At 40.6% G+C, this 17,011-nt stretch carries 16 protein-coding genes and 1 pseudogene; 13 read left to right on the top strand and 4 right to left on the bottom strand.

Annotated features, from left to right (window positions below):
• Positions 1-9 precede the first annotated feature (9 nt).
• The 6 genes and pseudogenes from rpoC to ACQRBH_RS05110 all read left to right on the top strand — a co-directional run bounded on the left by rpoC (position 10) and on the right by ACQRBH_RS05110 (position 6,928).
• Complete coding sequence (rpoC, locus tag ACQRBH_RS05135; protein WP_427761089.1) at positions 10-3,636, top strand: DNA-directed RNA polymerase subunit beta'; 3,627 nt, start codon at positions 10-12, stop codon at positions 3,634-3,636.
• Between the two features lie 179 nt (positions 3,637-3,815).
• Positions 3,816-4,058, top strand: coding sequence for a Fur family transcriptional regulator (locus ACQRBH_RS05130; protein ID WP_427761088.1), 243 nt, complete (start codon positions 3,816-3,818; stop codon positions 4,056-4,058).
• A gap of 27 nt (positions 4,059-4,085) precedes the next feature.
• Positions 4,086-4,298 carry a FeoA family protein gene (locus tag ACQRBH_RS05125; RefSeq protein WP_427761087.1) on the top strand — a complete coding sequence of 71 codons (213 nt, stop codon included), beginning with the start codon at positions 4,086-4,088 and terminating at the stop codon, positions 4,296-4,298.
• Between the two features lie 14 nt (positions 4,299-4,312).
• Positions 4,313-4,534 carry a FeoA family protein gene (locus tag ACQRBH_RS05120; RefSeq protein WP_235231592.1) on the top strand — a complete coding sequence of 74 codons (222 nt, stop codon included), beginning with the start codon at positions 4,313-4,315 and terminating at the stop codon, positions 4,532-4,534.
• Between the two features lie 24 nt (positions 4,535-4,558).
• A pseudogene (feoB, locus tag ACQRBH_RS05115) lies at positions 4,559-6,710 on the top strand (ferrous iron transport protein B).
• 35 nt (positions 6,711-6,745) lie between these two features.
• On the top strand, positions 6,746-6,928 hold the full coding sequence (locus ACQRBH_RS05110; protein ID WP_235231594.1) for a FeoB-associated Cys-rich membrane protein: 183 nt from the start codon (positions 6,746-6,748) through the stop codon (positions 6,926-6,928).
• Positions 6,929-6,968: 40 nt separating this feature from the next.
• On the opposite strand, the gene ACQRBH_RS05105 is transcribed toward ACQRBH_RS05110, so the two are convergent.
• The 3 genes from ACQRBH_RS05105 to ACQRBH_RS05095 are packed head-to-tail and all read right to left on the bottom strand — an operon-like array spanning position 6,969 to position 9,444.
• Positions 6,969-8,408, bottom strand: coding sequence for a sensor histidine kinase (locus tag ACQRBH_RS05105; RefSeq protein ID WP_427761086.1), 1,440 nt, complete (start codon positions 8,406-8,408; stop codon positions 6,969-6,971).
• Positions 8,409-8,464: 56 nt separating this feature from the next.
• Entirely contained in the window at positions 8,465-8,701 is a 237-nt protein-coding gene (locus ACQRBH_RS05100) for a hypothetical protein (protein ID WP_427761085.1), read from the bottom strand.
• Positions 8,698-9,444, bottom strand: coding sequence for a response regulator transcription factor (locus ACQRBH_RS05095; RefSeq protein WP_427761084.1), 747 nt, complete (start codon positions 9,442-9,444; stop codon positions 8,698-8,700). Before ACQRBH_RS05095 ends, ACQRBH_RS05100 begins: the two co-directional genes overlap by 4 nt.
• A 221-nt stretch (positions 9,445-9,665) precedes the next feature.
• Here ACQRBH_RS05095 and ACQRBH_RS05090 point away from each other — a divergent pair, with 221 nt between their 5' ends.
• The 7 genes from ACQRBH_RS05090 (at position 9,666) to ACQRBH_RS05060 (ending at position 16,165) form a co-directional block, all read left to right on the top strand.
• Positions 9,666-11,018 (top strand): ABC transporter substrate-binding protein, encoded by a 1,353-nt coding sequence (locus ACQRBH_RS05090; protein ID WP_427761083.1) that lies wholly within the window; start codon positions 9,666-9,668, stop codon positions 11,016-11,018.
• A gap of 26 nt (positions 11,019-11,044) precedes the next feature.
• On the top strand, positions 11,045-11,944 hold the full coding sequence (locus ACQRBH_RS05085) for a carbohydrate ABC transporter permease (RefSeq protein ID WP_427761082.1): 900 nt from the start codon (positions 11,045-11,047) through the stop codon (positions 11,942-11,944).
• 2 nt (positions 11,945-11,946) lie between these two features.
• Entirely contained in the window at positions 11,947-12,462 is a 516-nt protein-coding gene (locus ACQRBH_RS05080) for a carbohydrate ABC transporter permease (protein WP_427761081.1), read from the top strand.
• Positions 12,463-12,476: 14 nt separating this feature from the next.
• Positions 12,477-12,788, top strand: coding sequence for a carbohydrate ABC transporter permease (locus ACQRBH_RS05075; RefSeq protein ID WP_427761080.1), 312 nt, complete (start codon positions 12,477-12,479; stop codon positions 12,786-12,788).
• Between the two features lie 24 nt (positions 12,789-12,812).
• Complete coding sequence (locus ACQRBH_RS05070; protein ID WP_427761079.1) at positions 12,813-13,844, top strand: Gfo/Idh/MocA family protein; 1,032 nt, start codon at positions 12,813-12,815, stop codon at positions 13,842-13,844.
• A gap of 251 nt (positions 13,845-14,095) precedes the next feature.
• Entirely contained in the window at positions 14,096-14,950 is an 855-nt protein-coding gene (locus tag ACQRBH_RS05065; protein WP_427761078.1) for an amidohydrolase family protein, read from the top strand.
• A 129-nt stretch (positions 14,951-15,079) separates the two neighbouring features.
• Entirely contained in the window at positions 15,080-16,165 is a 1,086-nt protein-coding gene (locus ACQRBH_RS05060; protein WP_235231602.1) for a M24 family metallopeptidase, read from the top strand.
• Positions 16,166-16,247: 82 nt separating this feature from the next.
• Here ACQRBH_RS05060 and ACQRBH_RS05055 read toward each other — a convergent pair whose 3' ends face one another.
• Positions 16,248-17,009, bottom strand: a complete 762-nt coding sequence (locus ACQRBH_RS05055) for a sulfite exporter TauE/SafE family protein (protein ID WP_427744087.1) — start codon at positions 17,007-17,009, stop codon at positions 16,248-16,250.
• Between the last annotated feature and the right edge of the window lie 2 nt (positions 17,010-17,011).

The following is a 17,011-nucleotide window of genomic DNA, read 5'->3' as shown; positions in this document are numbered from 1 at the left end:
GGTGCCAGTATGCCAGAAAACAATAAGGAACAAACATATCAGCCAATGACTTTTGATGCAATCAAAATCGGTTTGGCATCGCCTGAGAAGATTCTGGAATGGTCAAGGGGAGAAGTTACAAAGCCTGAGACAATTAATTATAGAACCTTAAAGCCAGAAAAAGACGGCTTATTCTGTGAAAGAATATTTGGACCTAGCAAAGACTGGGAGTGCCACTGCGGTAAGTATAAGAAGATCCGCTATAAAGGTGTAGTCTGCGACCGCTGTGGTGTTGAGGTCACCAAAGCGAGTGTGCGTCGTGAGCGTATGGGGCATATCGCACTTGCTGCTCCGGTATCACACATCTGGTACTTCAAAGGAATTCCAAGCCGTATGGGTCTGATTCTTGACCTGTCTCCGAGAACTCTGGAGAAGGTACTGTATTTTGCCTCTTATATCGTATTGGATAAAGGGGAGACAGATCTTCAGTATAAACAGGTGTTGTCTGAGCAGGAATATCAGGAAGCAAGAGAGAAGTGGGGAAGTGCATTCCGTGTAGGTATGGGCGCTGAATCCATCAAAGAGCTCCTGGAAGCAATTGACCTGGACAAGGAATACAAAGAATTATCTGAAGGACTGAAAGGTGCAACTGGACAGAAGCGTGCAAGAATCGTAAAACGTCTGGAGGTCGTAGAAGCTTTCCGTGAGTCTGGTAATAAACCGGAGTGGATGATCTTGACAGCAATTCCGGTCATTCCACCAGATCTTAGACCAATGGTTCAGCTGGATGGCGGACGTTTCGCTACTTCTGACCTGAATGATCTGTACCGTAGAATTATTAATAGAAATAACCGTCTGAAACGTCTTCTTGAATTAGGCGCACCAGACATTATCGTTAGAAATGAAAAGAGAATGCTGCAGGAAGCAGTAGATGCCCTGATCGATAACGGACGTCGTGGACGTCCGGTTACAGGACCTGGTAACAGAGCTCTGAAGTCCTTGTCAGACATGCTGAAAGGTAAGTCCGGACGTTTCCGTCAGAACCTTTTGGGTAAACGTGTTGACTATTCTGGACGTTCTGTTATCGTCGTAGGACCAGAACTGAAGATTTATCAGTGTGGTCTTCCAAAAGAGATGGCAATTGAGCTGTTCAAACCATTCGTCATGAAAGAGCTGGTTCAGAACGGAACTGCTCATAACATTAAGAATGCCAAGAAGATGGTAGAAAGAGTACAGCCAGAGGTGTGGGATGTACTGGAAGATGTTATCAAAGAACATCCAGTTATGCTGAACCGTGCCCCCACGCTGCACAGACTTGGTATTCAGGCATTCGAGCCGATCCTTGTAGAAGGTAAGGCGATTAAGCTTCATCCATTGGTATGTACTGCATACAATGCCGACTTTGACGGAGACCAGATGGCTGTCCATCTTCCGTTATCTGTAGAAGCACAGGCAGAATGCCGTTTCTTACTGCTGTCACCAAACAACCTGTTGAAACCGTCTGACGGTGGACCGGTTGCCGTTCCTTCACAGGATATGGTACTTGGTATCTATTATCTGACACAGGAAAGACCTGGGGCAAAAGGAGAAGGAAAAGCATTTAAGAGTGTGAATGAGGCAATTCTTGCTTATGAAAATGATGCTCTGACGCTTCACTCACGTATCAAAGTACGTGTATCTAAGACAATGCCAGATGAAACTGTGAAGACAGGAACCATTGAATCTACACTGGGAAGATTTATCTTTAACGAAATCATTCCTCAGGATCTTGGATTTGTAGACCGTGAAGTAGAAGGCAATGAATTACTGCTGGAGATTGATTTCCACGTAGGTAAGAAGCAGTTAAAACAGATCCTTGAAAAAGTTATTAACACCCATGGATCTACTGCAACCGCAGAAGTTCTGGATGCAGTAAAATCCATCGGTTACAAATATTCCACCAGAGCGGCTATGACCGTATCTATCTCAGATATGACGGTACCTCCGCAGAAGCCAGAGATGATTCAGAAGGCACAGGATACCGTGGATAAGATCACAAAGAACTTCAAGCGTGGTCTGATCACAGAAGAGGAGCGTTACAAAGAAGTTGTTGAGACATGGAAAGCAACGGATGATGCTCTTACAGAAGCACTGTTGTCTGGACTTGATAAATACAACAATATCTTCATGATGGCCGATTCCGGAGCCCGTGGTTCCGACAAGCAGATCAAACAGCTGGCCGGTATGCGTGGTCTGATGGCTGATACAACTGGTCGTACCATTGAGTTGCCTATTAAGTCAAACTTCCGTGAAGGTCTGGACGTATTGGAGTACTTCATGTCTGCTCATGGTGCTCGTAAAGGTCTGTCCGATACAGCGCTTCGTACCGCCGATTCCGGATACCTGACCAGACGTCTGGTTGACGTATCACAGGAACTGATCATTCACGAAATGGATTGTGTGGAAAAGGGTGCTGAGATTCCAGGAATGTATGTGAAAGCGTTCATGGATGGTAATGAAGAGATTGAAAGCTTACAGGAGCGTATTACCGGACGTTATCTGTGTGAGAATATCGTAGATAAAGATGGCAACATTCTTGTAAAAGCGAACCATATGGTAACACCAAAGCGTGCAGAGCTGATCATGAAGAAAGGTGTGGATGAGAACGGGGAACCACTGAAGAAGATCAAGATCCGTACGATTCTAACCTGTAGATCTCACAATGGTGTTTGTGCAAAATGTTACGGTGCTAACATGGCAACCGGTGAGCCGGTGCAGGTTGGTGAAGCAGTAGGTATTATTGCGGCACAGTCTATCGGTGAGCCTGGTACACAGTTGACCATGCGTACATTCCATACGGGTGGTGTAGCCGGTGATGATATCACACAGGGTCTTCCTCGTGTCGAAGAGCTTTTTGAGGCAAGAAAGCCGAAGGGTCTTGCAATCATCACAGAATTTGCAGGAAGAGCTACCATTAATGATACAAAGAAGAAACGTGAAATTATCGTAACCAATAACGAGACCGGAGAGTCAAAAGCATACCTGATTCCTTACGGATCAAGAATCAAGATTCAGGATGGTGTAGAGTTAGAGGCCGGAGATGAATTGACGGAAGGTAGTGTGAATCCACATGATATCCTTAAGATCAAGGGTCTGAGAGCTGTACAGGATTACATGATTCAGGAAGTGCAGCGCGTATACCGTCTGCAGGGTGTTGATATTAACGATAAGCATATCGAGGTCATTGTACGTCAGATGCTGAAGAAGGTTCGTGTGGAAGAAGCTGGTGATACAGAATTTTTGCCAGGAACTAACGTAGATAGACTGGAATTTGAAGATGTGAACGCGGCATTGATTGCAGAAGGTAAAGAGCCGGCAACAGGAGAGCAGATTATGCTTGGTATTACAAAAGCATCACTTGCAACGAACTCCTTCCTGTCAGCTGCATCCTTCCAGGAGACAACGAAGGTACTGACAGAGGCAGCAATTAAGGGTAAGGTCGATCCGCTGGTTGGTCTGAAAGAGAACGTAATCATCGGTAAGCATATCCCGGCTGGTACAGGTATGAGAAAATATCGCGATATCAAGCTCGATACAGAGATGTCCATGGATGATGAAATTATGTTAGATGAAGACATGGATGATATGGAAGAAATGATTGATTTCGTAGAAGAATAAAAGATAAAAAGCGAGAAGCCATAAGGTTTCTCGCTTTTTTTGTGGAATATCGATGAGCCAAATACCGACCCTATTTCGTTATTGATAAATCTTATCGTTAACAATATTGACAATCGGTATCAATAAGAATATAATTCCAATGTAAATGATAATCAGTATCAAATCAAGAGGGATGAAATATGAGCCAGGAAGAAAAGGTTGAAGAAGTAATCAGACAATTGAAAGAAAAAGGTTATCGAATTACAGATCAGAGAAAGATGTTGCTTCGTATTATTTTGGCAAACGAATGTTCCTCCTGCAAAGAGATATATTTCGCCGCAAAGAAAATTGATGACAAGGTAGGTATTGCTACCGTCTATCGGACAATACAATTGCTGGAAGATATGGAACTGATTCATAAAGAGATGGTAGTACGAATATAAGAGCCAAATAAGGAAGAAGGAGTGATTATGATGCCACTGACAATGTTGAGTTCAGGTGAAACCGCTTCGATTAAAAGAATCGGCGGACATGACGAAGTGAAAAAATTTCTGGAAAATCTGGGATTTGTGACAGGGGAACAGGTGAAGATTGTGTCGAGTAATGGAGGCAACATAATCGTTCAGGTAAAGGACTCCAGAGTTGCGGTAAGTAAAGGGATTGCGAATAAGATTATGATATAGGAGGAGAAGAGAGGATGCAGACATTAAGAGATGTGAAATGTGACCAGAACGTAAAGGTCGTGAAACTGCATGGCGAAGGAGCAACAAGACGCAGGATCATGGATATGGGAATCACAAAAGGAACAGGAATTTATGTCAGAAAGGTTGCGCCATTGGGGGATCCGGTGGAAGTGACTGTTCGAGGATATGAACTTTCCCTTAGAAAAGCAGACGCAGAGATGATTGAAGTAGAATAGATGAGTCGTACAGGAGGAATGAAAATGGGAGTAAGAATTGCACTTGCCGGTAATCCGAACAGTGGAAAAACAACATTATTTAATGCACTTACAGGCTCTAATCAGTTTGTGGGTAATTGGCCAGGAGTAACCGTAGAGAAAAAAGAAGGTAAGTTAAGAGATAACAAAGATGTCACCGTCATGGATCTGCCGGGAATATATTCCCTGTCACCGTATACACTGGAAGAAGTAGTGGCAAGAAACTATCTGATTACAGAACGCCCGGATGTGATATTAAACATTGTAGATGGAACCAACCTGGAACGTAATCTATATCTGACTACACAGTTGATGGAGCTTGGAATTCCAGTGGTGATGGCAATCAATATGATGGATGTGGTGAAAAAATCTGGTGACCAGATCAACACGAAGGAGCTTTCTGAAAAACTGGGATGTGAAATTGTAAGCATATCTGCTTTAAAAGGAGAAGGTGTAAAAGAAGCCGCAGCGAAAGCAGTAAAACTTGCAGAAAAGAAGGCATCTGCACCAGTCCATGAATTTGCAGCGGAAGTAGAATCCGTGTTAGATGAGATTGAAACCGTGCTGACGAATGTGCCGGAAGAGCAGAAGCGTTTCTATGCGATCAAACTTTTTGAGCGTGATGACAAGATTCAGGAACAGTTAAAACAGGCGCCTGATGTTGAAAATATTGTTGCAGCAGCTGAGAAAGCGTTTGACGATGATGCAGAAAGTATCATTACAAATGAGCGTTATGCATACATATCTTCTGTGATAGGTGACTGTCTGAAGAAGGCAAATAAAGAGAAGTTGACGACATCTGATAAGATTGACAGAGTCGTTACGAACCGTTGGCTTGCACTTCCTATTTTTGCTGTCGTTATGTGGATTGTGTATTATGTATCCGTTACAACAGTAGGAACTTTCGTGACGGATTGGACCAATGATGTGCTGTTTGGTGAGATCATTCCGCCGGCAATCGAAAGCTTCCTTGTAAGCATTAACTGTGCAGACTGGCTGCAGGGATTGATCCTGGATGGTATTGTAGCCGGGGTTGGAGCAGTGCTTGGATTCGTACCACAGATGCTTGTATTGTTCATCTTCTTGGCATTCCTGGAATCTTGCGGATATATGGCTCGTATAGCGTTTATCATGGACAGAATTTTCCGTAAATTTGGTTTATCCGGTAAGTCCTTCATCCCAATGCTGATTGGTACCGGATGTGGAGTTCCTGGAATTATGGCCTCTCGTACAATTGAAAATGAGCGCGACAGAAGAATGACGATCATGACGACAACTTTCATCCCGTGCGGAGCAAAATTACCGATTATTGCATTGATTGCAGGCGCATTGTTTGATGGAGCATCCTGGGTTGCGCCAAGTGCATATTTTGTGGGAATCGCTGCAATTATCTGCTCTGGAATCATTCTGAAGAAGACAAAGATGTTCGCGGGAGATCCGGCACCGTTTGTAATGGAGCTTCCTGCATATCATCTTCCAACTGTAGGAAATGTCCTTAGGAAGCATGTGGGAAAGAGGCTGGTCATTTATCAAGAAAGCAGGTACCATCATCTTACTGTCTACGATCTTCGTATGGTTTACTTCAAACTTCGGCATTGTAGACGGACACTTTGGTATGGTAGATGATTTGAGCCAGGGATTTTTGGCAAATATAGGAAAAATCTTTGCATGGATATTCATTCCGCTTGGATGGGGAGACTGGAAAGCAGCCGTTGCGGCAATTACTGGTCTGGTAGCAAAGGAAAATGTCGTGGGTACATTCGGTATCCTCTATGGATTCGCTGAAGTAGCAGAAGACGGTTCTGAGATTTGGGGCACTCTGGCAGCAAGTATGACAACGATCGCAGCATATTCCTTCCTGGTATTCAACCTGCTGTGTGCACCTTGCTTTGCGGCAATCGGAGCGATCAAGCGTGAGATGAACAGTGCAAAATGGACCTGGTTTGCAATCGGATATCAGTGTGTATTTGCTTATGCAGTGTCATTGTGTATCTATCAGTTTGGCTCTCTCTTCACTGGTGGAGGAGTTGGAATTGGAACGATTGCAGCGGTTCTGGTAGTTATCGGATTCCTCTATCTGTTGTTCAGACCGTATAAAGAGAGCACTTCACTGAATATGAACATATCCAGCGTCAAGGCAAGAAAAGCAAAGGCATAATAAGAGGATTATTTAGATAGAAAGAAGGAGATTCTATGGCATTAGCAGTAAGCAGTATCGTGTCAACAACAATTGTAGGAGCTGTATTATTAGTAATTGTTGCGCTGATTATCAGAAGTATGTGGAAAAAGAAAAAATCAGGCGGAGGATGTGGCTGTGGGTGTAGCGGCTGTTCTGGACAGTGCCAGGGGAAAGATCTGGAGAAGGATAAGTTATAAGTGAATTATATTTTAAGAATAGACAGATGAAGCAGGATTATTATGATCCTGCTCCATCTGTCTGTTCAGTTAAAGTTTGGTTAGCATTCAGATGAATACAAAGACGTGTATCTCCCGGTGAGCTTTCAACAGATATTCCATATTCTATTCCTTCATATAATCGAATTTTATTATGAATATTGATAATTCCAATTCCTTCGGATCCATTAAATGAGGCATTGATATCCGCCGGGGCGTCTTGTGTCAGTATCTTATTCAATTCTATTAATATATTTTCATCAAATCCAATTCCATTGTCTTGCAGAAGAATATAAAGTTCTGAGCCTTTACGGTAAGCAGATATCTGAATCATTCCATTGTTCTCGATAGAATCCAATCCGTGAAAAATAGCATTTTCTACAAGTGGCTGAAGAATCATCTTAGGAATCAGACATTGCTTTGTATCATCATGAATATCCAGACTGTAGGAGATACGATCTTGAAACCGTACCTGAATCATATAGAGATATTTATCGATAATTGTCAATTCATCATCTAGAGGGACCAGAAATGCTCCTTTAATAGAGTAGCGAAAAAGATCTGCCATATTAGTACATATTTGTGCAACCTCGGGTATGCCATGGATTAAAGAGATGCCTCGCATACATTGAAGCATATTATATAAAAAATGTGGATTAATCTGGCTTTGATAGGCATAAATCTGAGTCTGCTTTTTACTGATCTCCATTTCATAAAGCCGGGCCTGCGAAGCGATATTCTTTTGATTCAGAGAAGCAATTCTTGTGAGTAGAGCATTAATATGGGAAGCAATAGAGCCGATCTCATTATTCAGTTTTGTGTGGAGCTGAAGTTCGTGCTGCATATAATCGGTAGACTCGATTGCTTCGTTCAATTGATGAATCGGTTTGATAATTATATGGTGAACGGCAATTGAAAGATAAAGGATGCAGAAAAAGAGCAAAAATGCCAAGGCAATCAATAATTCGGATTGTTCGTCTTTGAATAGATGTAATTGCTCATTATAAATGGTGCCGGTAACAGACAGATTCGTATTCGGTATGTTTTCGATTTCATGAAAAAGTTCTTGGGTTGTAGCCTTAGAGAAGGAACTTTCGGGACTATTTGAATATAATATATTGCCTGTTGTGTCATCTGTGATATTTAGAGACATATCTGTTGTCGAGTTCACAAGCTGGTTCAAAGTATCTGTTTTACAGATAATAGCAATATTACCTAGATGTTTTCCAAAATCTTTTGAAAAAGTTGTCATATATATTGGGCTGAAATAGATCATATAAGGCGTATTTGTGACAGGTTGGATATAGAACTCAAAATAACTTTCGGTGTTTCTTTGTTCATCCATAAAATGTTCAACCGTAAAATCTTCCATATCAGCAGGAATATAACTGACCATACTTGTCGGAGAGTTCTTGTCCCAGACTATGATATCTACAAGACCAGGCGTATAGGAGTGTGCCATGCCGATCAAGGTGGAGAATGATTGCCGCTGTAATTGATGCGTATCTGTAGATGCACTTAACAGATAAGACTGGGTTTCTTCTTGCGAAGCAAATATAGTGGAAGTTTTTTCATGCTGGTAGTCATGGAAACAATATTTATCTTGACATTCTCAATTGTTGAAGAGCAATATCTTTTTAAATTTTCAGTTTGTTCATCTAGCATCTGAAACATCGTATAGCTGCTGAATGCCAAAATGATAAGAATTGGAAGTAGTAAAATAGCTATAAATTGATGCGATAATGTTTTTTTCATGACTTATACTCCTTCGGGGTGGAGAATAACTTTCGGTATTCTTTTGGTGAGTAACTGCAATGCTTTTTAAAAACTTTACTGAAGTAAAAATAGTCGCTGTATCCGACCATTGAGGCAATTGTTTCCAGAGAATGCGTTGTTGTCTTGAGTAAATTCTGTGCTTCTGTGACGCGCAAGTGAGTCAGATATTGTGAGAATGTCTGTCCAAGATATTTGTTGAATAAAGAACAACAATAATTTGGATTTATGTCAAAATGGCTGGCAAGAGATTTTAAGGTAAGCTTTTCAGAAAAATGAGTAATCATATAATTTCGAATTTTCTCAAAATTATCGTCAATATATGCGGGTGGTGTGACAGGAGTTGTCCGCTTGTCAAGAGCCTTTTTTACCCGTTCCAGACATAAGGATGTTTCGTTAGGATTCAATGGTTTGAGACAGTAGCCGGCAACACCATAGGAAATTGCTTCTTTAGCATAAGCAAAATCACTGTATCCACTGACAATAATAAATTCACAATTTATGTTTTGCTCTCTGACCTTTTGCATAAGTTCCAGACCGTTTATTCCTGGCATACGAATATCAGTAATTATAAGATCCGGCTTTTTTGCAATGATGGCAGGAAGTGCTTTTAAGGGAGTTCGAAAAGAATCAATGATTTCAAATCCCATTTCATCCAGTGCAAAAGTATTTTCAATGTCAATAATTGTCCAAGGTTCATCATCAATTATCATTACAGTATACATGATATTAACGCCTCCTGTGTAATACAAAGGTAAGTATACTGTAAAAAAAGATGAAACGCAATAAAAATTAGAAAATGTTAAAAACATATCACGTACTTTCTGATAAAATGTAAAATACTCACAAAATAAAATGTTAAATCTGAATAATTTACATGTTATCCCAAAGAACAATCTCATATAATTTTCATATAAAAGAAACAAAAAAAGAAGGAGGAAAAGCTATGAAAAAAAGAGTAAGGATTCTCTCTGTACTGTTATGTGTGGCTATGGTGGGTGGCTTAGTTGCATGTGGAAGCAAGAAGGAGGACAAAAAAGATGATGGAAATGAAGACGGAAAAATAAAACTTACTTTTTCTACATCCGTATATGTAGAAGAACCTCATCAAAAGGCAATTGATGCACTCCTGGAAGCTTACAGTAAGAAAGAGCCAAACGTAAGTATTGAAATTCTTGGTGCAGGTTATGATGGTTATTGGGACAATATCACGACTGAAATACTGGCCAACAATGAAAGTGATATGATCCAGGTGTACCCAGAAAACATATCTACTTACAATGCGATTCGCGAGGGAGGCACATTTATTGATCTTTCCGAATATATGAGCGATGAGTTAAAAGAAAAACTGGTCGGACAGGATATGTGTGATGTGGACGGAAAAACACTTGCGATTTCCAGTTATGCTTGGGGAACAACTGGAATCTTTTATCGCAAATCAATGTTGGAAGAAGCAGGAATAGATCCTGAATCTATTAAAACACAAGAAGATTTTAGAGAAGCCTGTGAGAAATTCACATCGGAAGGTAAGTACGCAATTGGAGTTGTGTCAGGTACACATGCATTTACAGTTAGCGAGTGGAATCGTCTGATCGCAAGGCCAGTGTCTAATGGATTGTACTTTCCGAACGGAGAATCAGAACCATACACAGCAGAAAATGTCAATGTTAATGCTCCAGAAAATGTGTGGGCTGCTCAATGGTGGCAGGATTTTATCTTAAAAGATAAAGCTGCAAAATTAGTGACGGATAAAAAAGATTCCAGAGAGATGTTCTGGAATGGCGAAGTGCCATTTAATATGGATGGACCTTGGTTCGTAGGCATGTCCAAAGAAAGAGACGAGTCATTGATGGAAGATATAGGTATTATTCCACAGTTTGATATTGTGTATGAAGGAGAGACTTATAAACCAAATCCAACGAATTATCCGTTAGTTACTATGATCAGTAAAAACTGTGAACATCCAGAAGAGGCATATGCTTTCCTTGAGTGGATGACGACTGATGAAGCACAGAAGATTATTGCAGATTGCGGAATGATTCCAAGTAACACAGATTATTCTACCAGTGAAGAATATATCAATAACCATGAACTGGAACATGCAATTGTTGATTTTATGCAGAATAATTATACAGATCTTGTTGCAGACCCTAATATTCCACAGCTCGGTGAGATTTCACAGATTATGCTGGATGCAGCTCAGAAGATGTTCTCCGAGCAGGCAGCAGATGTACAGAGTGAAATGGATACGACTCAGGAGAAGATTGAAGAAGTAATGAATAGAGACGCAGCAGAATAAGCAAAAGTAGAGGGAGTGGTCCGTTGATGAAAGCAGTAAAACCTCAGAGATTAAATAAAAAAATAGAACCCTATTTCTTTCTTCTGCCATTAATTCTTATCTTGCTTTTGTTTTTGGTGGTTCCGATTGTGAAAGCAGCAATTATGAGTTTTCAGTATTATTATGTGACAAAACCTTCACCAGCAGGACATTATTTTGTAGGCTTGAAGAATTACCAGTCAGTTCTTTCTGACGAATATTTCTTTAATTCGGTTAAAGTGACACTGATCTATATAGTAGTTACTGTGGCAGGAAGATATATAGTAGGATTTATTACGGCATTACTGCTCAATACAAAGTTTCTGGGACGTGGGCTTGCAAGAGCATTAATCATCATCCCATGGGCCGTTCCTGAAGTAGTCGCATGTCTTGTATGGATATTAATGTATGATCAGGATTATGGAATCATAAATTTCTTGTTAAATAATGCAGGGATTTTATCGCAGAATATCGCATATCTGCAAGATCCGACGGTTGCACTGCCGGCAGCAATGGTTGTCAATATATGGAAAGGTTTTCCGTATGTGGCAATCATGCTCCTGGCGGGCATGCAGAGTGTGTCATCTGATTTGTATGAAGCGGCAGATATTGATGGGGCAACAACATTTCAAAAGATTCGGTATATTACAGTTCCGTCTATTAAAGCGGTATCAACAACAGTATTTCTTTTGTTGATTATCTGGACGATTAAAGATTATGCGATTGCATATGTCTTAACCAAAGGTGGTCCTTCCAGAGCAACAGAACTTTTAACAATTTACATACAACAAACAGGATTCAAATATTTTGATTTTGGAAAAGCCGCAGCTGCAGGAATGTTGATGTTGCTCGTTTCATTAGCATTTACATTCTTCTATTTCAAAGTGTTGAATAAGGAGGAGGGGTAAGTGTGAAGAAAAAAAGAGTAAAAAAAATAATAACAGTAATACTAGTGATTCTTGTGTGTATGTTTGCGTTGTTCCCATTTGTATGGATGATATCGACATCTTTTAAACCTGCAAATGAAGTTTACAGTAAGACGCCATCATTTATTCCGAATGAACCAACTGTAGAAGGGTATACGGAAATGCTTACGACACAATCTTCTACATTTGACTTTCCGCAATGGCTTACAAACAGTGTGATAGTCGCTCTGTTAACGACAGTATTTTCGATGATCATAGCAACATTGGGGGGATATGGATTATCTAGATTCAGGTTCAGAGGTCGAGGATTTTTATCATACTTTATTTTGACAACACAAGTACTTCCTGGATCACTGTTAATTATTCCATTATATGTAATTATGGGAAATCTACAGCTTTTGGATACCAGAATTGGTCTGGTAGCAGCCTATTGTACTTTTTCTGTTCCGTTTTGTACTTGGATGATGAAAGGTTTTTTGATACTATACCCATCTCATTAGAAGAAGCGGCCCGGGTGGATGGTGCCGGAAGATTCCGTATCTTTTCGACTGTGGTTTTACCGCTTACAGTGCCTGGGTTAGTGGCAACCGGAATTTTTTCTTTTATTAATGGGTGGAACGAATATCTATTTGCAAGTACTTTTATGAAAAGTTATGAGAACTGGACATTGCCTGTTGGTATTGCCAGTTTTCAAGGACAGTATACGACGAATTGGGGAACGCTTATGGCGGGTGCAGTTCTGATTACAATACCAGTTGTAATTTTGTTCTTGCTTTTGCAGAAGCATCTGGTAAGTGGAATGACTGCCGGTGCCGTAAAACAATAATGATAATGAAAGAAGGAAAAGAATATGGAGATTAAGCAGGTTCGAATGGGAATTGTTGGGGCTGGAACATGGGGCGAGACACACGCTTCAATCTATGCAGAGCATTTGTTTGCAGATCCAGTCGCTATCTGTGATATGAATGAACAACGGGCAAGAGAGATTGCAGAAAAATATGGTATTAGAAAAGTATATACAGATTATCATGATCTGGCAGCTGATGAAGAAGTAGATGCAGTTGCGATTGTAACCCCGGATTTTGCACATGCAGATATTGCTGTGGCAATGGCAGATGCAAAAAAGAATATTTTGATAGAAAAACCATTGGCAACGACAAGGGAAGACATTGCAAGAATCTGTGAGGCAGTGGAGAGAAATCAGGTACGCTGTATGGTGGATCTGCATAACCGCTGGAATCCTCCGTTCAATACGGCAAAACAAGAGATCTCTTCGGGTAAGTTAGGAAAGCCGTATACTGCCTATATTCGGCATAGTGATGTGAAGTGGGTAGCTACAGATATGCTTTCGTGGGCATCAAAATCATCTATTTTATGGTTCCTTGGAAGTCATAGCCTGGATTCGCTTAGGTGGCTGCTCGATTCAGAAGCAAAAAGAGTATACTCCGTAAAAAAAGAAGGAATTTTGAAAGAACTGGGAGTGGATACCCCAGATGTGTATTTAACAACGATTGAATTTGAAAATGGTGCAATCGCACATATGGAAAATGGATGGGTTACACCAAATGGAAATCGGAATATCAATGATTTTCGATGCAGTGTAATGTGTACAGAGGGAATGATTAGTTTGGATCTTTCCAGTCATAATCTGATAGAAGAAGTGACTGAAGAAAAGGCAAGTGTACCTGATATATTGGTGTCTAATATGGTCTTTGACAGGTGTAAAGGTTTATCGTATGAAAGCATCCGAGATTTTGTTGATCGTTTGGCAGATGGAAGAGAATTTCGTGTGACACTTGAAGATGCAAGAAAGACCGCATTGGCTATTATCGCCATACATGAATCAGCAGATACAGGAGTGCCGGTTGATATCGAATATTAACTTGATTATCTCACAATATAGTTTGTTTTTAGCTTTGTAAAGAAGGGGAGAGTTCATCTTCTCTTCTTTGCAGTTGCGATGTGTTTATTATAGAAGGAATATGTTAAAATAGATATCAGAAAGGGGTGGCCTACATGATTGACGGACATATTCATTATGCCAAAAGTATTGGTTCGGATAGATTACAGCATGTAATCCAAAAGTATCATTTCTCAGCAATTGCACTCCAGTGTATCCCAGGAGGCAATGGAATGGCTGTTGAGCAGGATGCATTTGAATTCAGGAAGAGCTGCAAAATTCCGGTGTATATATTTGGAGGACTGGATCGGAGAATATATAGTCTACATCCTGACCGGATGCAGGAGGCGCTTCTTCAGGAAGCGGACAGGCTTATGAAGATCGGGTGTGCTGGAATCAAAATGCTGGAGGGAAAACCGAATGTTCGAAAGCAATATCCAATCCCAGATTTTGACAGTGCATTATGGAAAGATTATTGGGAGTATCTGGAAGAAAAACAGGTACCTGTGTATATGCATGTGAATGATCCGGAGGAGTTCTGGAATCCGTTAGAAGTGTCAGAGTTTGCGAAAAAGGCAGGGTGGTTTTATGATTCCACTTATATCAATAATGAAGAACAGTATCGACAGATTTTGCAAGTGTTGGAAAATCATCCGAAGCTTCGCATTTTATTTCCACATTTTTTCTTCCTGTCTAAGCAGCTTGACCGGCTTTCGGAGATATTAGACCGGTATCAGAATGTTTGCATAGACATTACACCAGGAATAGAATTGTATTATAATCTGTCAGAACAGCAAGAGAGGGCAAAGCAATTTTTTGACAGATATCAGGAGCGGATTTGCTTTGGTACGGATATTGGTGCACGTGCAGTGATAAAAAAAGAACCCACATTTCTTTCTATAGAAGAGTGTGAATCCAGAATGCATCTGATTACGGGCTTTCTTGAGACAAAGGGACCATATATTTTGAAACCGGATGGATATTATGTGGCGGGAAGTGAGGAACGGCAAATGTGCGGATTAGGATTGCAGGGAGAAATACTTGACAAAATATATGAGAAGAATTTTTTGAGATTTGCAGCAAAATGATGATAATGTAGAAGATAAATTGACTTTTTTTGTACAAGAGTCTATAATAGTCTCTAGTAGAAATCGGCAGAGATGGTCTGCCGGTTTCCTAACGTTTAATATTTAATATTAGAAAGGTTGGGGAAAATAATGGACCAAAACAAAGTGGCAAGAGTATTAAAATCAATGGAGGAACATGAGATCCCACAGATGATCGTATCAGATCCAGTGGCTATTTTCTATCTTACTGGAAAATGGATTATCCCAGGAGAAAGATTATTAGCATTATATCTGAACGTAAATGGCAATCATAAACTGGTAATTAATAAGCTGTTCCCACAGGAGAAGGATCTTGGAGTAGATCTTGTATGGTATGATGACATCGAAGACGGTGTTGAGATCTTAAGCAGATTTGTAGAAAAAGATAAAGTTATGGGTATCGACAAGACATGGCCGGCAAGATTCTTGATTCGTCTGCAGGAGCTGGGCGGAGGAAGCAAGTTTGTAAATGGTTCTCCGATCATCGACTATATCCGTATGGTAAAAGATGAAAAAGAACAGGAATTGATGAGAGAATCTTCCAGACTGAATGATATCGCTATGGAAAGATTAATCCCATGGGTTGTAAAAGGATTAACAGAAAGAGAACTGAATGCTAAGATTCGTGAGATCTATAAAGATCTTGGATGTGAGGATGTATCTTTTGATCCAATCACAGCATATGCAAAAGGTGCTGCAGATCCACATCATGTAACAGATGATTCCAAGGGAAAACGCGGTGACTGTGTAATCCTTGATATCGGAGCATTCAAAGACAACTATGCATCTGATATGACAAGAACAGTATTCATCGGTGAAGTATCTGACCGTGCAAGAGAAATCTACGATATCGTTGTAGAAGCTAACAGACGTGGTATCGAAGCTGCAAAACCAGGCAACAGAATGTGCGATGTTGACCTTGCTGCAAGAAATTACATAGAAGAAAAAGGTTACGGACAGTACTTTACACACAGAACCGGACACTCCATCGGTCTTGAAGATCATGAATTCGGTGATGTATCTTCTGTAAATGAAGATATCATCCAGGTTGGACAGTGCTTCTCTGTAGAACCAGGTATCTATATCGCAGAAGAAGGTATCGGTGTTCGTATCGAAGATCTTGTTATCATTACAGAAGATGGATGCGAAGTATTGAACAGCTTCACAAAAGATCTGATCGTAGTACCAGAAGAGTAGAATATCAGAGAGTATTATTAAAGAGCAGTCACTTGGTTGACTGCTCTTTTTGAAGTTATAGAGATAAAATTGTGAATTACACTTAATATAATCCTGCAACTTTGCATCCCAGCAATACAAGAACGAGCAGGATACTTGGCTTGGCAATCTTACTTCCATTTTTCATAACAAGACCGGCTCCGATATATCCGCCCAACATATTGCAGACGGCAGCAGCAAGACCTAGTGGAATCAGGACTTGTCCGTTGAATAAAAATACAACCAGCGAAGTAATATTTGTCGTCAGGTTGATGACCTTAGCCTGCGCGTTGGCTGTCTTAATACTTAATTTTGCAAATATTGTAAATGCAATGATCAGAAATGTTCCGGTTCCGGGGCCATAGAAACCATCATAACAACCAATGATAAAAGCAGCGAGTGTAGCTGTCAGGTAAGTACGTCGATCCAGTGTAATCTCGTCAGATCCTTCATCGTTGAACAGCTTCTTATTCAACACCAGGAAAGCGGATATGGGAAGAATGATAATTAACACATAAGATAATATTTTCTCCGGGATCATCAGGGAAAGATGAGAACCGATGAATGAACCGATAATTGCTGCAGCCACAGAAGGTATGGATAATCTCAGATTGATCAGACGATTGCGGGCAAATCGAAAAGTAGCAAGCGCCGTCCCAAAAGGAGAAGACATTTTATTAGTAGCCACTGCGGTGTGAGGAGGCAGCCCTGCAATCAGATAAGCCGGCAGAGAGATTAATCCCCCACCGCCGCCGATAGCATCCACAAGGCCTGCAAGGAATACGAGAGGACAGACGATTACAAAAGTGTATATTGACAATTCCATGA

This window comes from Bariatricus sp. SGI.161 (assembly GCF_050313695.1).
In the GTDB taxonomy this organism is placed as follows: Bacteria; Bacillota; Clostridia; order Lachnospirales; family Lachnospiraceae; genus JAFBIX01.
Note: the sequence above shows the minus strand (reverse complement) of the source record. Positions and strands in the feature narration are given on the sequence as shown.